This window comes from Lentzea terrae (assembly GCF_003265345.1).
Taxonomy (GTDB): domain Bacteria; phylum Actinomycetota; class Actinomycetes; order Mycobacteriales; family Pseudonocardiaceae; genus Lentzea; species Lentzea terrae.
On the sequence record NZ_QFWW01000023.1, the window covers coordinates 148,880 to 168,789 of the forward strand.

Here is a 19,910-nt window from a genome sequence, read left to right on the forward strand (position 1 = left end):
GCAGCTATCCGACGTGCACGCGCGGCCGTCGAGCAGGATCATCCTCGGCCGCACGGATGATCTCGCGCACGACCGGAGGCGTGTCGCCGCGGCCGAGGATCAGGTAGCGGAAGAGGTGGCCCAAAGGATTCCCTTCCGACCACTCGAAGTGCGCGTGCGGGATCACGCCGGTCGAGTCGCGCAACGCCAGCAGGATCGCCGCGATCGCGTTCGGCGCGGCAGGGGCGGATGCGCGCAGCACGCGGTGTCCGTCGATCTCGACGCCCTGCACGCACAGCACGTCGCTGAACGACGACGGGTCGACGATGTCGATCTCCAGGAACATCACGTCCGCCGTGCCGGGCACCGGGTTGATGCCGCGCTGCTCGTTCTCCTTCTCGTCGTACTCCGCCTTGTCACCGGCTTGCCGGCGGTTCGCGATCAACGTGATCCGGTTGTCGTGGGCGATCGTGTCGGTCACAAAACGGCGCGCTGTCTCGTCGAACTTGATCTTGTCGACGCGCAGCTCGGTGGTGCGGGAAACGCGCGACACCAACGAGATCACGATGATGCCGAGGATGAAGAAGAAGGAGATCGTGATGCCGTCCGGCTTCTCGATCACGTTCTCCACCAACGCGTACACCAGCACCAGCGTCAGCACGGTGAAGCCGATCGTCGCGCCGCGCTGCTTCTTGCGCCACGCCGAGACCGTGACCGCGAAGGAGCCGGACACCATCATCGCCAGGATTCCGGTGGCGTACGCACCGGCCTGCGCGTTCACGTCGGCCTTGAAGATGATCGTGATGATGATGCAGATGACCGTGTAGACGATCACCACGGGACGGACCGCGCGGCCCCATTCCGGTGCCATGCCGTAGGACGGCAGGTAGCGCGGCACGATGTTGATCAGGCCGGCCATCGCGGACGCGCCCGCGAACCACAGGATCAGGATGCTGGAGATGTCGTAGGCGGTGCCGAACGCCTCGCCGAGCAGCTCGTGCGCGAGGTAGGCCAGCGCACGGCCGTTCGCCGGGCCGCCGGCAGCGAACTTGTCCTGCGACACCAGCACAGTCGTGATGAACGACGTCGCGATCAGATACACCGACATGATCAACGCGGCGGTGGTCAGCAGCTTGCGGGTGTTGCGCACCCGGCTCGCCAGCTGCTCCTCCGGCGTCTTACCGGAAGCAGCGACCAGCGGCATCATGCTGACGCCGGTCTCGAACCCGGACAATCCGAGCACCAGCAACGGAAACGCCAGAAACGCCGGGCCGACCACGCCAAAGAAACCGTCGCCGTGCGCACCCAGCGCGGAAATCCAGCGGTCGAGAGCGTCAGGCGTCGCAAAGACCTCCACCATGCCCACCACGGCCACGACGGCGTTCAGCGCGAGGAACACCACCACGAGCGGGATCGCGACGCCCACGGCCTCGCTGAAGCCCAGCAGGAACACGCCGCCGAGGATCAGCAGCAGGACGATCGTCAGCGCCATCTCGTAGCCGTGCAGCGACTGGGGCACGTACGGGTTCTCCAGCGCGTGCACCGAGGCGTCGGCCGCGGACAGCGTGATCGTGATGATCCACGACGTCGCCACGAACCCGAGCAGCACCAGCACGAAGATCTTGCCTCGCCAGAACGGCAGCAGGTCCTCGAGCATCGCAACGGAGCCCTGACCGTGCGGGCTCTCGTGAGCCACCCGCCGGTACATCGGCAGCATGCCGAGCAGGGTCAGCGCCACGATGAGCAAAGTCGCCAGGGGCGACAACGCACCGGCCGCCAGCGCCGCGATACCGGGCAGGTACGACAGCGTGGAGAAGTAGTCGACGCCGGTCAGCGTCATGACCTTCCACCACGCGTGCGGCTTCGCGTGCGACTCGGCGCTCTCCGGTCCGGACGGCGCCACGCGGTCCGCGAGCAGCCACCTCCCCACCGGCCCACCCGGTGGCGCCGGACGTTCCGGGCTCGGCACCTCTGCGGGGATGGCGTACTCCGTGCTCATGGCGAAGAGCATGCCACCACCGGATGATCAAGGCCTGAAGTCGGCGGGAAAACCAGCCTCCTGAACGGACAAACCGGACGGACGGAGCGTTCCGATGCTGCCCTGGGTGTGCAGGTCCAGGAACAGGTCCACCACATCGGGGTCGAACTGCTCGCCGCGACCGGCCCACAGCTCGCGCCGCGCCCGGTTCTCGTCCAGCGCCGTCTGATGTGGACGGTTTGACCGCATCGCCGCCCAAGCCACGCAAACGGACAGGATGCGAGCTTCGGCCCGGATGTCCGCACCGCGCAGTCCGTCCGGGTAGCCGTCGCCGTCGTAGCGCTCGTGCTGCTGCCTGATCACGTGCGCCACGCCCGCGAACCCCGGCACCATCCGCGCGAGCCGGTAGCCGAAGTCGGGGTGCTGGCGCAACAACCGCCACTCCTCTTCGGACAGTGCGCCCGGCTTGGTCAGCACCACCTCGGGAATTATGATCTTGCCGATGTCGTGCAGGCGGCCGGCGAGCTGCGCCACCCTGATCGTCGGCGCGTCGAGCCCGAACTCCCCTGCCGCCACGCCGGCCCAGCGCGACACCGAACGGCTGTGGTCGTAGCGGTGCAGCCACCCGTCCACCCGGTCGGCAACCTGGCACAGGAACTCCGCCATCGCGCCGTCGGTGTCCGGGTCGACCGCGGGCAACGGCTCGGGGCCGACCGCGATCCGGTTGCGCCCGGCCGCCTTGGCCGCGTACAGCGCCCGGTCTGCGATCACCACGATGTCGTCGGGGCCGTCGCCGTGCGTCGGGAAGCTGGCCGAGCCGACGGACACCGTGACGGACAACGGGATGTCGTCATTGCCCGCGTTGACCGGAATGGGCTTTTCCGCCACCCGTTCGCGCAACCGGTTCGCGATCACGGACAGCCGACCGGGACCGGCGTCGGGCACCAGCAGCGCGAACTCCTCGCCGCCGTACCGCGCGAGCACTTCACCTGATCGAGAAGCCGCGCGCAGTCGTGCCGCGACCTCCATCAGCACGTCGTCGCCCGCCGGGTGGCCGTAGTTGTCGTTGATCGACTTGAAGCGGTCCACGTCGATGATGAACACCGCGACCGAGCCCTCGCTGCGGCGTGCGCGGGCGATCTCCAACGGCAGCTGGGCTTCGAAGAACCGCCGGGTGTGCAGGCCGGTGAGGCTGTCGGTGATCGCGAGCTTGCGCTGGTCCGCCACGAGCCCGGCGAGCCTGGCGATGATCAGCAACGACAGCAGCGCGCCGCCCGTCGCGAGCACCAGGACGTCCTGGGTCGACTGGCCGACGTCGTGGATCAGCATCAGCACCGGCGCGGCGAGCGCGGCCGAGGACAGCGCGATGATCCGGCCGCGGGACAGGCCCACGTCCTTGACGTGCGCGCGGTCGACGAGCCGCGTCATCGTCGGGTGCAGTGCCGCCGCACCGATGCACAGGTTGGCGGACAACCAGATGGCGTCGAGGAAGTTGCCCGCGTGGTAGCTGCCGTCGAGGCGCTGCAACACGTAGATGGTGTCCGCGGTCAGGATGCCCAGCAGGTTCGCCGTCAGCAGGACGAACGCCTTCGGGCGCGGACCGGCGCCGAAGATCAAACGGAGTGCCACCACGAAGAGGGCGAGATCCATCATCGGGTAGCCGAGCGACGCGATCTTCACCAGCACCGGTGACGTGAGCCGTGCCTGCGGGCCGATCACGTAGAGCCAGGACGCCATGCCCGCGACGACCGCGAGGACGGCGGCGTCGAGCAGGCTCGGCAGGTCGAGCCCCGGCGTGCGGCGGCGGATCAGCAGGATCACGCCCGCCACCATCAACGGGTAATGCCCCAGGTAGAAGATGTCGGCCCAGGACGGGTAAACCGTGTACTTGAAGACGTAGTGCGATGTGTAGAACGTGAGGTCGGCGACCGCGTAAACGACCTGGCTGAGTGCGAGGAACACCCACGGCCGCCTCCATTGGGGACGGTTGTGCTTGACACCCGTGAATGTGGCGATCGCGGCCGAGGCGCTGATCGTGCAGTAGAGCACCACGCGCACCGTTTGTCCCGTTGTCCCCGCAGGGCTGACCGGAATCAGGTAGTAGAGACCCAGCAGCAGGTGACCTGCCACCAGGTACATCCACCACGCTCCGGTCCGGCCGGCACGGAAGATGGTCACACGAGACCCCTCGTTCTACGACTTGGTCGAGCCAGGTGATGATGCCCGACTTGGGATGATCGCGGCACCGCCGTTACTCCAATGAGGTGACCTAATACGGACGCTACCGCAAATCCCTGTTCTGTTTTCAGCGTGAAAGAAAACCGAGTGCCGCTGCGGCAGCCGGGTACGCCAGCTCACCCAATCCGCCCACGGGCGCGTCCGACGCCACCACGACGACGTTGATCTCGGGTGTGTCGCCGATGCGCGCCCACGGGTAGTCCCCGAACGATTTTTGCACGACTTTTCCCTGCTTGACGGTGATTCGCGCACCTTGTGCCACCGAGACGGCGTCCATGATCGCGCCTTCGACCTGTTGGCGGACACCCGAGGGGTGCAAAGGAGTACCGACGTCCACCGCCGCGGTGATTTTCGTGCGACCGGCGCGTCTCGTTTCGGCGATCACCGCAACGACCGAACCGTAGTCGCGATGGCAGGCAACGGCTTCCGGTTCTCCGTCATGTGCTTCCGCGGCCGCCTCCAGCACATTTCTGAGCCGTTGATCAGGCAACAGCTTCAACCGGCGTTCCAGCTGGTTGTGCGCCGTGTCCAGGCCACTCAGGAACAGCTCGTCCACATAAACCAACTGACCTGCGTAGACACTGCGCCAGAAGCCGGTTCTGATGGGCGGTCGCACCATGGAGAAGTGGACCTCACCCTCCACGTCGTACGGATACTTGTTACCCGACATCATCTTCATGATCTGCGGGTTGCTGGTGACATCGAGCAGTGATGAGAGAGGCCACGTGGAAACGGCGTGATCCCGCCAGACGGGTAGTCCTTCGTCGTTGACCGTTGCTCGGATGCGATGGACCGACAATGGACGGTAGGAGTCGTGCTGCATGTCGTCGTCTCTCGTCCACAGCACTTTCACCCTCTTGCCGGTGTGCCGTGCGAGTTGGACTGCCTCCAACACGAAGTCGGTCTCGAACTTCCGCCCGAACGCGCCACCCGCTCGGGTCGGGATCACCCTGACAGTCGCGAACTCCTGCTCGAGAAGTTTGCGCACCTGATCAGGCGCCTGGGTCGGCGCCCACAACGTGAGCTGGTCGCCGGTGACTTCCGCCGTCGCCGTCGGCGGTTCCATCGGTGCGTGCGCAAGCATCGGTGTGACGAAGATCTTCTCGATGAACTCGCCCGGTGGCGTGTTTCCTTCCGGCAGAGCAGCTTTGAGCTCCGCTTCCCACACATCGCTGTCCGCGTCCGGAAAACCGCCCTGCCAGGACGTCTCGAGATTTTCCCGCGCTTTGATCGCGGTGTAGGTGTCCGCGGCCACCAGCGCGAATCCGTGGTCCAGTCGGACGACCTCGGCGTTGCGGACGTTCGCCGCGTCGAAACGCGTTGGGGTGGCGCCGATCCACGGTGGCCTGGCGATCACCGCGACCAGGTCCGCCTGCTGGTCGACGGCGTAGGCGAGCTTGCCGGTGACGATCTCGTGCCGATCCACCCGTTTGATCGACGGGTTGCCGAGGATCCGCCATTCGTCCTGCGGGGTCAGCTCGACGTCGCCTGGGGTGAGCGCGGCAGCCGCCCCGGCCAGCTCCTGATAGCTGAGCCGGGAATCTCCGTGCAGGACGAAGCCGTCAGCGGCACGGCACTGGTCCTCGGCCACCTGCCAGTGTTGGGCGGCAGCCTTGACCAGCAGGTGGCGGACGGTCGCCGCAGCGGTGCGGATCGGCTCGTGGAGGCGTTGCATCGAGTTGGAGTTGGCGGTGAGCTGCGAGCCGTACGTGTCCGCGTCGCCGTCGGCCTGCTCGATCACGAGGCTCTCGACGGAGACCTTCAGCTCTTCCGCGACCATCATGGCGACGGCGGTGCGCACGCCCTGTCCCGTGTCCGGAACCGGGACGGTGACCGTGATTCGGCCGGACTCGGCGTCGATGCGCACGAACGGGTTCACCGGGCCCTCATCCGCGCCACGGCGTTCCGGATCGCCTTGCGGATCCGCGGATACGTGCCACACCGGCAGACGTTGTCCCGCAACGCCTCGTCGATGTCCTCGTCAGTGGGGTCGGGGTGCTTGGCCAGCAACGCGATGGTCGCCATGATCTGGCCGGGCTGGCAGTACCCGCACTGCGCGACGTCCTCGTCCAGCCACGCGAGCTGCACCGGGTGATCTTCGACGCCCTCGATCGTGCGCACGTCCTGTTCGGTCATGCTCGCCACGGAGTGCTGGCACGGGCGGAAGGCCTGGCCGTCCACTATGGACGTGCAGACGCCGCACGCACCGACGCCGCAGCCGTACTTCGTGCCGGTGAGCCCCAGGTGATCGCGCAGGACCCACAGCAAGGGGGTGTCCGGGTCGGCTTCGACGTCGCGGACCTCCCCGTTGATCCGCAGCCGATGCATCGTCACTTCGCCGAGCGTAGCGGCCGCAGCAGATATCGTGACCCCCGTGGACGGCGTTCGGTTCGGAGTGCTTGGGCCGCTGCTCGTCACGCACGGGCAGCGGGATGTGCGCATTGCCGCAGGTCAACCGAGCCAGGTCCTGGTGCTCCTGCTCCTGCACGCCGGGCAGACCGTCAGCGTCGACCACCTCATGTCGATCTTGTGGGACGGTGATCCGCCCGCCAGCGCGCGCAAGGCCGTGCAGGTGCACGTGTCGCAGCTGCGCAGGGCGCTCAAGGACCTGCCGGGCGTGTCGCTCGAGTGGTCGCGGCAGGGCTACCGGCTCGACATCCCGGACCGGTCGCTCGACCTGCAACTGTTCCGGGACGCGGAGGACCCGGACGAGGCGCTCGGCTACTGGCGCGGTCCGGCGCTGGCGGAGCTGACCACGAACACGCAGCTCGCGAACCAGCTGGAGGAAGAGCGGCTCTCCGCGATCGAGCGACGTGTCGACAAAGCGATCAAGGACGGCCGTCACCACGAGGTCATCAGCGAGCTGACCGGGTACGTCACCGAACACCCGACCAGGGAACGGCTGCGCGGCGCACTGATGATCGCGCTGCACCGCAGCGGACGGCAGGCGGACGCGCTGCGGGTGTACGACGAGGGCCGGCGGCACCTGGCCGACGAGCTCGGGCTCGATCCCGGGCAGGAGCTCAAGGACCTGCACGCGGCGATCCTGCAGGGCGACATCCCCGCCGTGCCGCGGGAGCTGCCCGCACGGCCGGAGCCGTTCGTCGGGCGCCGCGACGAGATCGCCCTGATCACGGGCGCCGCGGACACGGTGATCGCCGTGCACGGGCCGGGCGGACAGGGCAAGAGCGCTCTTGCCACGGCGGCCGCGCACGCGATGGCCGACCGTTTCCCGGACGGTCAGCTGTACGTGGACCTGCACGGTGCCACGCCAGGACGTTCGCCGCTGTCGTCCGCCGAGGTGCTCAGGAGGTTCCTGCGCGCGCTCGGCACACCGCCGCTCGCGGTGCCCACGGACACGTCCGAGGCCGCCGCGCTCTGCCGGTCGACGCTGGCCCGGCGCAAAGTGCTGATCCTGCTGGACAACGCGGTGGACGCCGCCCAGGTCGGCCCGTTGCTGCCGGGCGAGGCGGGTTCCACGGTGCTGATCACCAGCCGCCGGATGCTCGCGACGCTCAGCGCGCGGCACGTCCGGCTCGACCCGTTGCCCGAGGACGACGCGGTGCGGTTGCTGGGCGACTCCAACGAGGACAGCGAAGAGGCGAAGCAGGTCGCGAAGGCCTGCGACTACCTGCCGCTGGCGTTGACGATCGCGGCGGCACGGCTGCGGTCACGGCCGGACTGGACGACCGCGACGTTGGCGCGACGGCTCGCGGACCAGCGGCATCGGCTGGACGAGCTGAACTTCGACGACCTCGGCGTGCGAACGAGCTTCCAGCTGAGCTTCGAGGGGCTCGACGAGCGGTCCACCAGGGCGTTCATCCTGTTGTGCTGCCTCAACGTGCCGACCGTGAGCGAGTCGACCGCGCAGGCGTTGCTCGGCCAGGACGACGTCGACCGCGTGCTGGATCCGTTGGTGGACGCCAAGCTCGTGGAACCGTGCGGGCCGGAGCGCTACCGGGTGCACGACCTTCTGCGGTTGTTCGGCGCCGAGCACCCCAACGACGAGAAGCACGCCGCGTTGAGCCGCGCTTTGCTCCACTACCGCGAGACCCTCACCGCCGCGTTGAAGAAGCTGCGGCCGCACGCCTACGGCGCGTTGACGAACTCCGCCACCCAGCAGGACCTCGACGAGCCGTTGCGGTGGCTGACGGACGAGGCGGAGAACCTGCTGGCGGCCGCGCGGTCCACGATGACCGAGCCCGCGCTGGCAGAACACGCGTTGGCCATCGCGCACATGCTCTACCCGCACCTGTTCAAACAGGACAGAGTCGCGGATCTCATCGAGCTCGGCCAGATCGCTCTGCAGGCAGCGCGCACGATCGGCACCTCGGCCGCGTTGCAGACCGCGCTGCTCGTGCAGTCCGCGGCAAACCGCCGGATCGGTTCGTTCGAGACCGCCCGCGTCCAGCTCGAAGAAGTGCTGGAAGCGCGGGCGGACGACCCGTTCGGGCAGGGTCGCGCGCTTTCCGGCATCGGCACGATCCAACGCGAGCTGGGCGAGCTCGACCAGGCGTCGGCCACCCTCGCGCAGGCCGTGCAGCTCATCGAGGAGCACGGACCTGCTGGTGCGCAACGGGTTCCGCTCTCCGCGTTGGCCCAGGTGCACCAGGTCGCCGGTCGCTACGAGCAGGCGCTCGCCGCTGCGGTGGAAAGTCTGCGGTACGCCCGTGCGGATCAGGACGCCGCCGGCACGGCATACGCGTTGGCGTCGCAGGGTCAGGCGCTGTTCAAGCTCGGCAGGTTGGCCGAGGCGTCGACCGCGCTGGACGAGTGCATCGAGCTGTGCCGGGCCACGGGCGAGCACAACGACGAGTGGCAGGCTCTGCTGTGCCGGGCGGAAGTGCTGCTGGCGTCCGGAAAGCCCGAAGAGGCCACAAAGGACGCTCGACGCTGTCTGGAGATCACCAGCGCTCGGGGCGACCGGTACGGCGAGGGCGTGGCCCACCTCGTGCTCGCCAAGGCGGGACACGAGGAACACGGAGACCGGGCGGCCGAACTGCTCGGCACACCCGGTCTGCGCAGGGACAACCTGTTGGACAGCCTGGTCAGCTGACTTCGTGCAGCAGGCCGATCAGCTCAACCACGCCGAGGCCACCGACCTGAACGCCGCGACGTCCGGCTCGCCGCTGATCATCAACGACGGTTTGCCGCCGGCGAAGACCAGGCGCAGCGGCCGGCCGTCGTGGTCGAACACGGCGACAGGCCAGGTGACCGTCATGATCGCCGTGGTAGAACGGCGCGGACCGGGCGGCCTTGATCGGCACACCCGGTCCGCGTCAACGCGACGAAATCAGCCGCAGTGCTCGAAACCACTGGTGTAGCTGGAGGAGCCGACCATGCCGCCCCACTTCACGCACTTGCCGGGCGCCTTCTTCTTGATCGGGCCGGCGTAGTAGCCGTACTCGTCCCGGTCGGTGGTCCTGGCCGCGCCCTGGACCTCGAGGAACGCGCCGACGTCGGTGGCCGTGCCGATCTTGGTGGTCTTGATGGCGACCACGCAGTTGTAGCCGTTGGACGCGTTGTAGAGCAGGGAGACGCGGGCACCGACCACGTTCGCGCCGTCGATCACCTTGTAACCTTCGCCGCACGCCTCTTCCGGCGTGTACGGGTTGGTGGAGCCACCGCCGCCGCTGCAGTTGTTGCTCTTGTAGTTCTTCTCACCGTAGTACAGCGCCGCCTGCCCGTTCATGACGATGCGCTTCGGGTCGCCGTTGTGCAGCTGCTCGAAGTGCAGGTGCGGGCCGGTCGAACCGCCGGTGCTGCCGACGTTGCCGATCTTCTGGCCCTGCGAGACGCTCTGGCCGACCGAGACGCTCTGCACGGACAGGTGGGCGTAGCGGGTGGCCCAGCCGCCACCGTGGTTGATCTCGATCCACTTGCCGTAGCCCTCGTTGCCGCGGTTCTCCACGCGGGAGACCTTGCCGGCAGCGGACGCGACGACCACGTCGCCCTGGGCGTTGGCGCGGCTGAAGTCGATGGCCTCCAACGGGTTGTGCGGGTACTGGTGGTTCGGGCCGCGGGTCTGGCCCTCCCAGGTCTGGCCGCACGGGAACGGCATCTGCCAGTTGGTGGCGGCCGACGCCTGCGGGGCGCCGATCGCCAGCATTCCCAGACCGATCGCAAGGCCCGCCACCGCGGACAGCATTCTCTTGACGTACATCGATTTCCCCTCAGTTATCCGAAGATCCGGCGGACCTTGGAGTACGGCGTGCCGTGGCTGTTGAGATCACTGATCCGGATGCTCCTGCCGTCACGCGGCGGCGCGGCTTCCAGAATCTTGTTGTCGCCCAGGTAAAGAGCGACGTGCGTGGTGACGTCCGAGTCGTTGTCGGCACGGCCCCAGAAGACGAGGTCGCCCGGCTTGCGGTCCGCGATCGCCACCGCGCGGCCCTTGCTGTTCTGCGCACCGGTCCACGCGCCGATGTCCATGCCGGCGCCCTTCCAGAACGCGTACAGCGTCAGGCCGGAGCAGTCGAAGCCGAGCCGGTTGTAGTCGTCACCCTGTGACGGGTCGTTGTCCGGGTAGTGGTGGACGCCGTACGACGCACCGCCCTTGCCACCCGCGCCCCACGAGTAGAGATAACCCTTGCCGATCTGGGCCTTCGCGGTGTCGATCACGCGCTGGATCTTCTCCGCGTTGGTGCCCGTCGTCGGGCCGGCCGGGCCGTTGCTGCGGCCGTGAACGGCGTTGCCGGGCGGCTGTTCGCCGGCATCGATGCCGTCCGTGTCGCAACGCGGCAGACCCTGCACGTACCCGTCGGTGCCGGTCTTGACGTAGTGGTCGGGCACCCACAGGTTGTCCGTGGTGAGGTCCCAGACCGTGCCGTTCTCGGCCTGCGCCTGGCACTTGACCGGAACCTGCTGGCCCGCCTTGTACTTGTCGACGACCGAACCGGGAGCCGTTGCGGCGTCGCCCTTGTTCTTGCGGCCGTTGAGGTCGACCTTGGCGGGGAAGGACTTCGAGGTGGCGCACTTCGGCAGCACCATCGTGTCCGACGGGTTGCTGGTGTAGCCGTCCGGGATCCACAAGCCCTCGGTGGTGAGGTCCCAGATCTTCTTGCCGCCGTACTCGGGACCGGTGTCCTGGCAGACGACGTTGACCTTCTGTCCCTTGAGGTACATGTCGGCGACGCGCTTCTTGCCGACGGGCACGGTGGGGTCCTTGACGGTGCGGCCGTCGAGGGCGGTCGTGGCGGTGAACTGGCGGACCTCAGCCTGGGCCGTGCCGGTGCTCAGGAAGGGCACCAGCACGGACAGGGCCGCAACCGCGGTGAGAACTGTCTTCTTCATGTTCAGCAACGGGTGCTCGACTTGCCCTGGCGCTCGTTCGAGCCCCACTGGATCACGCCGGCGGCGTGCGTGCAGGACGACAGCGTGCTGGCACCGGAGGACCAGACCTCGGCCTTGTTGAGCTGGCACTGGCTGTCCATCAGCGTGGGCCGGCCGCCGTCCTCCTTCGCCACGGAGGCGCAGAAGTACCACTGCGAGTGCGAGCTGCGGAAGCTCTCCCACACGTAGGTGTAGGCGTAGTTCTTGTTGCAGCCCTTGTACTGCTTCACCGACGCGATCTGCGTGCCCGCGGAGTTGGTGATGTAGCCCGTGGAACCGATCTGCGTCACCGACGAGCACCCCGGCGCCGCCTGCGCCTGCGCGGTGAACCCGAGCATCGCGGCGGCGACCACGGCCGCGGCACCGAGCGTGCTGGCGATCTTGCTGAACATGCTTCTCCCTCAATGGTTTCTTGCGAAGGCTTGTGGCCGGGGTGAACTCAGTCGGTGATGTAGCCGGTCATGGCGCGCCCCCTCAGCAGGCGCTCGACTTGAGCCGGGCGGTGTGGTGGGAGCCGTCCTTGTCGACGTACACCACCTCGCCGCGGGCGCAGCCGGGCGCGTAAACCATGTTTCCCCAGTGGTTTCCGGGTGTTCCCGGTGCGACGAAGCCGACGCGTTCGCCACCCGTCCACACGGTGATGCGCAGTGCCGAGTCGCCGCCCGCGTAGTTCGAGACCCGCACCCAGTTGGTCTTGCAGGTGGGCGACCACCGCAGCTCGGCCGTGCCGGACGTGAACATCCGGTCGGTGTCCGCGATCGTGGAACCGGCGCTGCACCCGGTGACGGACGGGTCCATGCCGTTGCAGCCACGTCCGCTGCAGGACGCCGCCTGTGCGTCCGGCGCCGCGAGGCAGCTCAGGACCGTCAGGGCCGCCGCGGCGATCAGGCTTGTCGACTTCATGGCGCTGACACTGCTGACCGGCGCTCACAGCGACCTGACAGCTACACCCGGTCAGGTGTCAGCGACGTGTCAGGACCGCAGCGCACGCTACGTTCCTGTTCGTGCCGAACTACCCGGTCGACGCGTCCAGCAACTTCTCGCTGCCGGAGCCAGGCGCCGGCTCGCGCCGACGCCTCGGTCCCGACCCCGTGGTGCACGGGCGTGCGGACGAGCTGACGGCGTTGCGCGAGGCCTTGGAGCAGGACGGCGTGGCGTTGCTGTGCGGTCCGCCCGGCACCGGCAAGTCCACGCTGGCACTTCGGCTCGCGCACTCGGTCGTGGACCGGTTCCCGGACGGTCAGCTGTGGGCTGACCTCGCCAGTCACCCGTTTGACGACGTGCTGGCCGAGTTCATCCGGGCGCTCACGCACGACGACGTCCGGTTGTGGGTCGACCGGCGTGCGCAGCTGCGCGAGGTGCTCGGTACCCGGCGGGTGCTCTTCGTGCTGGACAACGTCGGCAAGGGCCACGACCTGACGGTGTTCCGGAACGTGATCGCGACCAGCCGCGAACGGCTCGGCGGACTGGTGCTGGGGCCGATGAGCCCCGAGGACTCGCTGACGTTGCTGCGCGCACGCCTCGGGTCGCGCGTCGACTTCGAACCCGATGCGACACGGGCGTTCGCGCGGGCGTGCCGTGGTCTGCCGCTGGCGCTGGTGGTCGCCGCCGAGTTCGCCTGCCTGCGCACGACCGCCACGCTGGCGGCGCTGGTCGAGGAGATTCCAGCCGAACGCGGCGAGGTGCACGGGGCGTTCAAGTGGGCGTACGACCAGCTCTCCCCCGCCGACGCTCGGGTGTTCCGGTTGCTCGGGGACGGGTTCGAGCGCGAGTTCTCGATCACCGCGCTCAACGCGTTGGCCGGCGGTGACGTGCGCCCGTCCCGCAACCGGTTGTTGGCCTTGCACCTGCTGGAGAACGCGCCGGGCGACCGGATCGCGATGCACTCGCTGCTCCGGGAGTACGCGCGGACGCTGGAACCGCGCGAACCTTCAGCGCTCGGCCGGTTGCTCGACCACTACGTGACGGTGGCTTCCGTGGAGACGGAGAACGCCGTCGCAGCTGTGTTCGTCGCTGACGACCGGCGGCGGCTCACGTTGGCCTCGTTGCTCGTCGACGAGATGTCGGTCGAGGTGCAGACGGCCGCGGTGGCGGCGGCACGATCGTTGGAGGATCGGGCGGGGGAGGCGTTGGCGCTCGCGCATCTCGGGCACGCCTGGTTCGACCGCGGCAACCTCGACGAGGCGGAGGGGTGCCACGCGGAGGCGATGGACATCTGTCGCGAGCCGAGTGCGTTGACGGGGATGGGCAACCTGTGCCTGACCGGCGGTGATGTGGAGTCTGCTGTCAAGCTCTTCGAGGAGGTGCTGGCGGTTCGAGTGGCTGCCGGTGACTTGCGGGGTGAGGCGCGGGCGCTGTTGAGCTTGGGGCGCGCCACCGGAGAAATGGCGTACTACGTTCGGGCGCGGGACATCTGCTCGCAGATCGGTGACGTGGTGCGACTCAGCCGGGCGTACAACGGCATGGGCAACCTCCACGCGGATGCCGAGGCGTACGAGGAAGCGATCCGCTGCTACGCGTCGGCACTGGAGGCCTTTGTGGACGGTACCTGCCTGTTGAACATGGGTCTGGCTCACCAGGCTCTGGCCTCGCCGGAGGCCTTCTCCTGGTTCGAACGGGCCGCTGAGCACGCGTTGCGGTTGCGGGACAAGGAGCTGCTCGCCGACGCCGCGCGCTGCCTGGCCGACGCCGGGTTCGTCGAGCAGGCGTTGCGGCGGATGCGGCAGGCCGAGTCGCTCTATCTCACTGCAGCGGACGAGTCACCGTGACGACCGTGACCCCACCTTCGGTGTCCAGCGTCAACGCGTCGTGCTTGAGGACGATGGATCCGTTGTCCTGCAGCGTGAAGTGGGCGTCGCTGACCTTGTTTCCGACCTGCAGCCAGTGGTTCGCGGTCGGCAGCAGGTAGAGCGTTTGCTCCTTGGTGTAGGTCATCGCGACGCCGGACACGAAGTGAACCAGCAGACCGTGGCCTCCCGATCGGCGTGCGTCGACGTGCACCAGGTGGCCGAGGAACTCCAAAGTGGACGATCCGTTGCCTCGGACGTATTTCAGATTCGGGTCGAACAGCAACCGGCCGTCGCGGGTGACCTCGAAGGACATGTTCACGACGTGACCGCTGCCCTGCTGCACGTAGTAGTGCTTGGACGGGACCATGCGCAGCCTCTTGCACAGGATCCAGTCCCGGTTGTCCGGTGGGATGTGCGAGATCAGGACACCCGCGCCGCCGAGCCTGCGCGCGTCGAGCGTGACGATCACGCCGTCGACCCTGAGCGTGCGGGATCCCTTGCCGGACAGGAACACTTCGAGCTCGTCCGGGTAGCTGATCGTGCCGTCCTGCTCGACCTTGAAGGCGAACGCGACCGGCGCGCCCACCTGGAACGGGTAGCTGCCCGGCGCGAGTTGCAGGGTCTGGACGGTGCGGGCGTCGAGCCAGCCGGTCTTGTTCGTCAGCACGAAGTGACGGCCGGACAGCGGTCTGGCGTCGATGTTGATGCTGCCGGGTGCGGGATCAGGTGGCGAAGGGTCCAGGCGGCCGGTGTCATCGACGCACGGCGCCGTGCTCGGGGCCGGTGGCTTGATGTTGTACCTGGCCGTTCGCGCGCCCTGTTCTCCCTGCGGCGCAGCGGGGTTGGCCGGATCGCCGGGAGCCGTGGGATCGGCCTGGCTGGTGCCAGGTGTGCTCGATCCCGGCGCGTTCGAACTGCTCGCCGGCGGTTGGCCGGACGTCACGGGGTCGGCGTTCGTCGGCTCGGTCGTGCTGGTGACCGGTGCACCGGCCACGGCGATGTCCGGGGTGCTGCTCGCGGGCACGGGTTGCGAGCTGACGAGCACGATCGCGCTGGCGAGCAGCAGCCCGACCACGCCTCCGACGGCCTTGACCACGTTCGGATCGGTGAGGGCGGGGTTGATCCGGTTCAGCGTGTCGGTGACCTTGCGCAGCGCCATCGGCACCGGGCCACTGCTCGGCGCGTTCAGCCAGGCGAGCCAGCGCCGGTCGTCGTCCTGCGGAACGACCAGGCCTGGGGCCAGGTACTCGACGCGCTCGCGCAGCTTGCGCGAGTCCTTCGGTTTGCAGGTGAGGCAGGCGGGCACGTGGTCGTGCAACGCTCGCCAGTCCTGCCCGTCGATGGCCTTGAGCTGCGCGCAGGCGGACTTGGCCCGGGCGGCGAGCACCGCGACGCGTTCAGCGAGGAGCTCGAAGGTCTCCTCCGTGGCCACACCGTCGGCGATGGCCTGCCGTTGCTCCGGCATGGTGTCGAGGGCGACGCCCAGCGACTTGCGTATCACCACACCATCCTGGAGCCGTTCGGGTGCGTGCGGATACGGCCAATCAGTGGACAAATCATGGACTTCGGAGGTACGCGAGCGCGAACGAGGAGTCGGCCGCCGCGCCCGCGAGGTCGTAGCAGTAGACCTGCACGAGCACCTTCGGCGGGTACGAGTAGCCGTTCCAGGCCCAGATCCGGCAGTACCTCGGCTCCGGCCCGCTCGCGCTGACCAGCACGGCCTCGCCCGGCCAGACCTTCGGGTTGCCGATGGCCTGGTACTGCACGTCGTACCGTCCGACCGCCGTTCTGGTCACCGCGGGCGTCTCACCGTTGCTGGCCCACGACCTGTTGCTGCCCGTCTCGAGGTAGGCGGCCGGTGCGGACGGGTCGTGGTGGACCGCGCTGTCGGTGTAGGTGAGGTTCCAGTCGGTGTCGGTGTTGCACGCGACCTTCGTGCTCTTCGCTTCGACGGTCGTCCGGCACAGCGCCCGGTTCTGCCCGACCGGCGAGACCATCGCGAACCCGCCCATCGTGGTCACCTCGTACTGCCCTGGACCGGTCTTCGTCACGCCGCTTTGACCGCGGTACTGGACCGCGGGGCCGTCGCTGACGAAGACGACGGTGAACGGCAGGTTCTTGCGCGTGCCGTTGGGGTTGAAGCAGGCGACGTCGACGAGCAGGTCGTTGCCCTCGCTGCGGGTTCCCTCGGTCTGGCAGGAGAACGGCTGGTAGTAACCCCAGCCGACGCTGAGCTCGGCGTGCACCGTGCCGCCTGTCACCTCCGGCAGCCGCACCACGTAGTCGCCTTCTCCTTGCCGGACCAGCGTGACGTAGCGCTCGATGCCGTTGCGGCGCCAGGTTCCCCACTGCCACCTGCGGTCCATCTCGACCTGTTGGCCGACGGGCTGGTCGTACTGACCGAACGTCGTGGTCGCGTAGGCCCACGAGCCCTGTGATCTGTCCTGTGTGGACGTCCCGGCGTTCTGCTGGGTCTTCGTGGTGCCAGGCGGGGCCGGGGCGATGATGGTCTGCCCCGACGTGGAACCGGATGTGGGACCGGCGGTGGGCGGCGGTGCCGATGGACCGGCGGCCGGTGGCGTGTTGGCCGGCGGGTCCACCTGCGGGTCCACCGGAGGGCCTGGCAGCAACGGCTCTGCCACGACGCGGTCGGCCGGCTCGATCCGTTCCGAGCTCTGCACCGTCAGCAGGAACACGGCCACGCCCACGATGCCCGCCGCGGCCTTGAGCACCAACTGCGGGTCGGCGCCGGTCTTCGTGACGAAGTCGGTCAACGCGCGCACCGGCCTGGTGACCACGTCGGACACCGAACGCACCGGACTGCTGCTGAAGAACGCATACCACCGGCGGTCGTCGTCCTCCGGGAGCGCCACAAGTCCCGGCGCCAGGTACTCGACGCGTTCCCTCAACCGCTTCGGATCGGCGGGCTTGCACAGCGCGCACGCCAGCACGTGGCCTTGCAGCGCGGTCCAGTCCTCTTCGGCGATCGTCGCGAGCTCGGCACAGCCCTTGGCCAGCGCTTCGAAGACCGCGACCCGTTGGGCGACGGCCTCGTAGGTGTCCTTGGTGGCCTCGCCGTCGGCGATGGCCTGCCGCTGTTCCGGCATCGTGTCGAGGGCGGCGGCCAACGACTCGGGAGTCATCGCGTCAGTTTGGGGCCGAGCGAGCGTTCGCGAAACGACCAATCAGTTGACAGATCATGGTCAGGCCCGCGGGTCCAATCGGCCTGGAATCTTCGGCGTGTCGACACCGGGAACCGGCCGCTTGGGCACCAGTGGCCCGGCCTCCGCGAGACCCAGCGCGGCCACGACCACGAGCAACAGCGCACTGATCACCACGGTCGCGGTCAGCCCGAACACCACGGGCCAGCCGATCCCGTGTTCGGCTCGATCGCGCAGCCGCCGGTGATCCCCCGGCGCGCACGCGGCACAGCCCGCGACGTGCCGACGCAACGCGGCCCAGTCCCACCGCCCGATCGAGGCGAGGTGCCGGCAGACGGCCTTGTCCAGCGCGTGGAGCACGGCCACCCGTTCGTCCAGGAACAGGTAGGTGTCCTCGCGAATCATCCGGCAAGGATACGACCGTTCGACCCAACGTTCAGGGCCAAATAATGGTCAGAGCGGGCACGTCAGCGAGCGGTGCGCGATCGGTAAGCAGCCTCGGTGATCGTGACGCCATGACCTGGTTGCGCAAGCCTTGGGTGGGCCCGTTGGCCTTCGTGGTGGTGGCGTTCGTGGCATTCTCGCTACCGCCCTATCTGACCGGTGACCGTGCATCGGCGCGTGTGCAGTCGGACTGGGGACCGCACTACCCCCTGCTGGTGGTGCACGTCGTCTTCGCGTCGGTCGCCATCCTCACGTGCGTCGTCCAGATCTGGCCGTGGTTCCGCGGCCGCTTCCCCACGTGGCACCGCCGCATCGGCCGCGTCTATGTGCTGGCCGGCGTGCTCCCAGCCGGGGTGTCCGGCCTGATCATCGGCTGGATGACGCCGTTCGGCCCGGTCGCCATGGTCAGCAACGTGCTGATGGCCTGTTTGTGGCTCCTCTTCACCTGGCTGGCGTGGCGCGCGGCCCGGCAACGGCGGTTCGGCGACCACCGCAAGTGGATGATCCGCAGCTTCACGCTGACCGTCTCGATCATCACCAACCGCATCTGGGGCGTGGTGGCGTTCCTGCTCCTGGCCGACCGGGTGCCGGAAGCCGAGCTGCCGCACGTGCTCGCGGGGATCTCGACGTGGACCGGGTGGGTGGTGCCGCTGCTGATCTCGCAGTGGTGGCTGGAGCGCAAGCCCCGGCGCCGGGCCGCGGTGACGGCGGAGCAGCGCGAGCCGGTCAGCGTGTGAGCCAGGTGGGCTGACAAGGCGTTTTGGCGCGACTACGGTCGGCAGTCATGAGGCTACTGCTCGCTGTCCTGATGATGGTCGCGCTGGCGCCCGCCACGGCCCACGCCGCACCACCCACCGCGAAGTGCGAGTTCATCCCGACGCCGGAGAACCCGGCGGCCCGCCCGGTCCAGCCACCACCGGCAACGGTCCCGGCCAAGGGGAAGGTCAAGGTCACCATCGTGACCAACTACGGCGTGGTGGTCGCGAAACTCGACCGCGCCAACGCGCCGTGCGGGGTGGAGAACTTCGCGCACCTCGCCCGCAGCTGGTTCTACACGATGACCCAGTGCTGGCGGCTGACCGACACCGCGCGGCTCGGTGTGCTGCAGTGCGGCGACATCTACCGCGCTGAGGAGGGCGGGCCCGGCTACCGGTTCGCCGACGAGGTGACCGGCAAGGAGACGTACCCGCGCGGCACCATCGCGTACGGCAACCAGGGGCCCGGCACGAACGGAAGCGAGTTCTTCATCGTCCACTCGTTCGCCAACATCAAGCCCGTCTACACCGTGATGGGTCACGTCACGCACGGCATGGACACGCTGGATCGGATCGTCAAGGCCGGGATCGTGCCGAAGCCGGACGGAACGCTCGACGGCGCGCCGAAGAAGCCCGTCAGGATCCTGCACGTTCTCGCAGGATAGCCAGGATCTTCGACGCCATCCCGAACGGCAGCATGCCGAGGCCGACCAGCAGATCGGGACTGCGCTCGCCGGCCAGGATGCGACGGACCACGCGTGCCAACGGCGCCACGCTCGGGGTTCGGTCCATGCCGGCGAGCTCGGCCTCCACCTCGGCTGCCCATTGCGAACCGCCTTCCGCCAGCATCACCACGGCCGTGATGAAGGGCGACCAGTCCTGCACGCCGGGGATCTCCTCGACCGGGGCGCAGACGTCGTCGTTCAGCGACATGCGTTCGGGGATGCCGAAGGCGAAGGCGAACCTGGCCTGCATCTCGATCTCCTCGCGCAGGGTCGGGGCGTCCGACCTCACCGCAATGGCCGCCGACGCGAAGTAGTGCGCCAGCACGCGCGGGGACGAGTTGTCCACGCGGCCGAGCAACACCGCGTAGTCGTGGTGCTGTTTGCTGATCTCGTGCGGTTCGCCTGCCGCATGAGCAAGTCCCAGCGCCTCGGCCTTGAACGCGATGGCACGGGTGTGGTTCCCCTGCTGGTCCCTCGACTCCCTTTTCTCCCCGTGGTCGGGCACGAAA

General features: G+C 68.3%; 17 protein-coding genes. 4 read left to right on the top strand and 13 right to left on the bottom strand.

Features of this window, described 5'->3' with window-relative positions:
* Positions 1-4 precede the first annotated feature (4 nt).
* From DI276_RS28400 to DI276_RS28415, 4 genes are all read right to left on the bottom strand, one after another.
* Positions 5-1,978, bottom strand: coding sequence for an APC family permease (locus tag DI276_RS28400; protein ID WP_112269283.1), 1,974 nt, complete (start codon positions 1,976-1,978; stop codon positions 5-7).
* Between the two features lie 27 nt (positions 1,979-2,005).
* Complete coding sequence (locus tag DI276_RS28405) at positions 2,006-4,135, bottom strand: bifunctional diguanylate cyclase/phosphohydrolase (protein ID WP_232836978.1); 2,130 nt, start codon at positions 4,133-4,135, stop codon at positions 2,006-2,008.
* A gap of 127 nt (positions 4,136-4,262) precedes the next feature.
* Positions 4,263-6,074: a molybdopterin cofactor-binding domain-containing protein gene (locus DI276_RS28410; protein WP_157985005.1), complete on the bottom strand. Its 1,812-nt coding sequence runs from the start codon at positions 6,072-6,074 to the stop codon at positions 4,263-4,265.
* On the bottom strand, positions 6,071-6,529 hold the full coding sequence (locus tag DI276_RS28415) for a (2Fe-2S)-binding protein (protein ID WP_456298524.1): 459 nt from the start codon (positions 6,527-6,529) through the stop codon (positions 6,071-6,073). The genes DI276_RS28410 and DI276_RS28415 overlap by 4 nt, the downstream gene beginning before the upstream one ends.
* Before the next feature lie 40 nt (positions 6,530-6,569).
* Between DI276_RS28415 and DI276_RS28420 the strand changes: the two genes are divergently transcribed.
* Positions 6,570-9,251 carry an AfsR/SARP family transcriptional regulator gene (locus DI276_RS28420; RefSeq protein ID WP_198680967.1) on the top strand — a complete coding sequence of 894 codons (2,682 nt, stop codon included), beginning with the start codon at positions 6,570-6,572 and terminating at the stop codon, positions 9,249-9,251.
* An 18-nt stretch (positions 9,252-9,269) separates the two neighbouring features.
* Here DI276_RS28420 and DI276_RS50270 read toward each other — a convergent pair whose 3' ends face one another.
* From DI276_RS50270 to DI276_RS28440, 5 genes are all read right to left on the bottom strand, one after another.
* The gene (locus tag DI276_RS50270) at positions 9,270-9,416 is read right to left on the bottom strand and encodes a hypothetical protein (RefSeq protein ID WP_157985006.1); all 147 of its coding nucleotides are present in this window, start codon (positions 9,414-9,416) and stop codon (positions 9,270-9,272) included.
* A gap of 72 nt (positions 9,417-9,488) precedes the next feature.
* Entirely contained in the window at positions 9,489-10,358 is an 870-nt protein-coding gene (locus DI276_RS28425) for a M23 family metallopeptidase (RefSeq protein ID WP_112268864.1), read from the bottom strand.
* A gap of 14 nt (positions 10,359-10,372) precedes the next feature.
* Entirely contained in the window at positions 10,373-11,488 is a 1,116-nt protein-coding gene (locus DI276_RS28430) for a C40 family peptidase (RefSeq protein ID WP_112268866.1), read from the bottom strand.
* Between the two features lie 2 nt (positions 11,489-11,490).
* Positions 11,491-11,919 (bottom strand): hypothetical protein, encoded by a 429-nt coding sequence (locus DI276_RS28435; protein ID WP_112268868.1) that lies wholly within the window; start codon positions 11,917-11,919, stop codon positions 11,491-11,493.
* An 82-nt stretch (positions 11,920-12,001) separates the two neighbouring features.
* Complete coding sequence (locus tag DI276_RS28440) at positions 12,002-12,430, bottom strand: DUF2690 domain-containing protein (protein ID WP_112268870.1); 429 nt, start codon at positions 12,428-12,430, stop codon at positions 12,002-12,004.
* Between the two features lie 101 nt (positions 12,431-12,531).
* Between DI276_RS28440 and DI276_RS28445 the strand changes: the two genes are divergently transcribed.
* Positions 12,532-14,295, top strand: coding sequence for an NB-ARC domain-containing protein (locus DI276_RS28445; protein WP_112268872.1), 1,764 nt, complete (start codon positions 12,532-12,534; stop codon positions 14,293-14,295).
* Here the strand turns inward: DI276_RS28445 and DI276_RS28450 are convergent.
* The 3 genes from DI276_RS28450 to DI276_RS28460 are packed head-to-tail and all read right to left on the bottom strand — an operon-like array spanning position 14,270 to position 17,882.
* A complete protein-coding gene (locus tag DI276_RS28450; RefSeq protein WP_157985007.1) occupies positions 14,270-15,817 on the bottom strand; it encodes a hypothetical protein in 1,548 nt (515 codons plus the stop codon). The two genes, DI276_RS28445 and DI276_RS28450, sit on opposite strands and share 26 nt — an antisense overlap.
* A gap of 55 nt (positions 15,818-15,872) precedes the next feature.
* A complete protein-coding gene (locus DI276_RS28455; protein ID WP_112268876.1) occupies positions 15,873-17,459 on the bottom strand; it encodes a hypothetical protein in 1,587 nt (528 codons plus the stop codon).
* A gap of 60 nt (positions 17,460-17,519) precedes the next feature.
* A complete protein-coding gene (locus DI276_RS28460) occupies positions 17,520-17,882 on the bottom strand; it encodes a hypothetical protein (RefSeq protein ID WP_112268878.1) in 363 nt (120 codons plus the stop codon).
* A gap of 110 nt (positions 17,883-17,992) precedes the next feature.
* Here DI276_RS28460 and DI276_RS28465 point away from each other — a divergent pair, with 110 nt between their 5' ends.
* Together DI276_RS28465 and DI276_RS28470 are read left to right on the top strand one after the other, a co-directional pair.
* Positions 17,993-18,658: a DUF2306 domain-containing protein gene (locus DI276_RS28465; RefSeq protein WP_112268880.1), complete on the top strand. Its 666-nt coding sequence runs from the start codon at positions 17,993-17,995 to the stop codon at positions 18,656-18,658.
* A 47-nt stretch (positions 18,659-18,705) separates the two neighbouring features.
* Positions 18,706-19,341, top strand: coding sequence for a peptidylprolyl isomerase (locus DI276_RS28470; protein WP_112268882.1), 636 nt, complete (start codon positions 18,706-18,708; stop codon positions 19,339-19,341).
* Here the strand turns inward: DI276_RS28470 and DI276_RS28475 are convergent.
* Positions 19,313-19,906: a hypothetical protein gene (locus DI276_RS28475; protein WP_112268884.1), complete on the bottom strand. Its 594-nt coding sequence runs from the start codon at positions 19,904-19,906 to the stop codon at positions 19,313-19,315. The genes DI276_RS28470 and DI276_RS28475 overlap by 29 nt on opposite strands.
* Positions 19,907-19,910 lie beyond the last annotated feature (4 nt).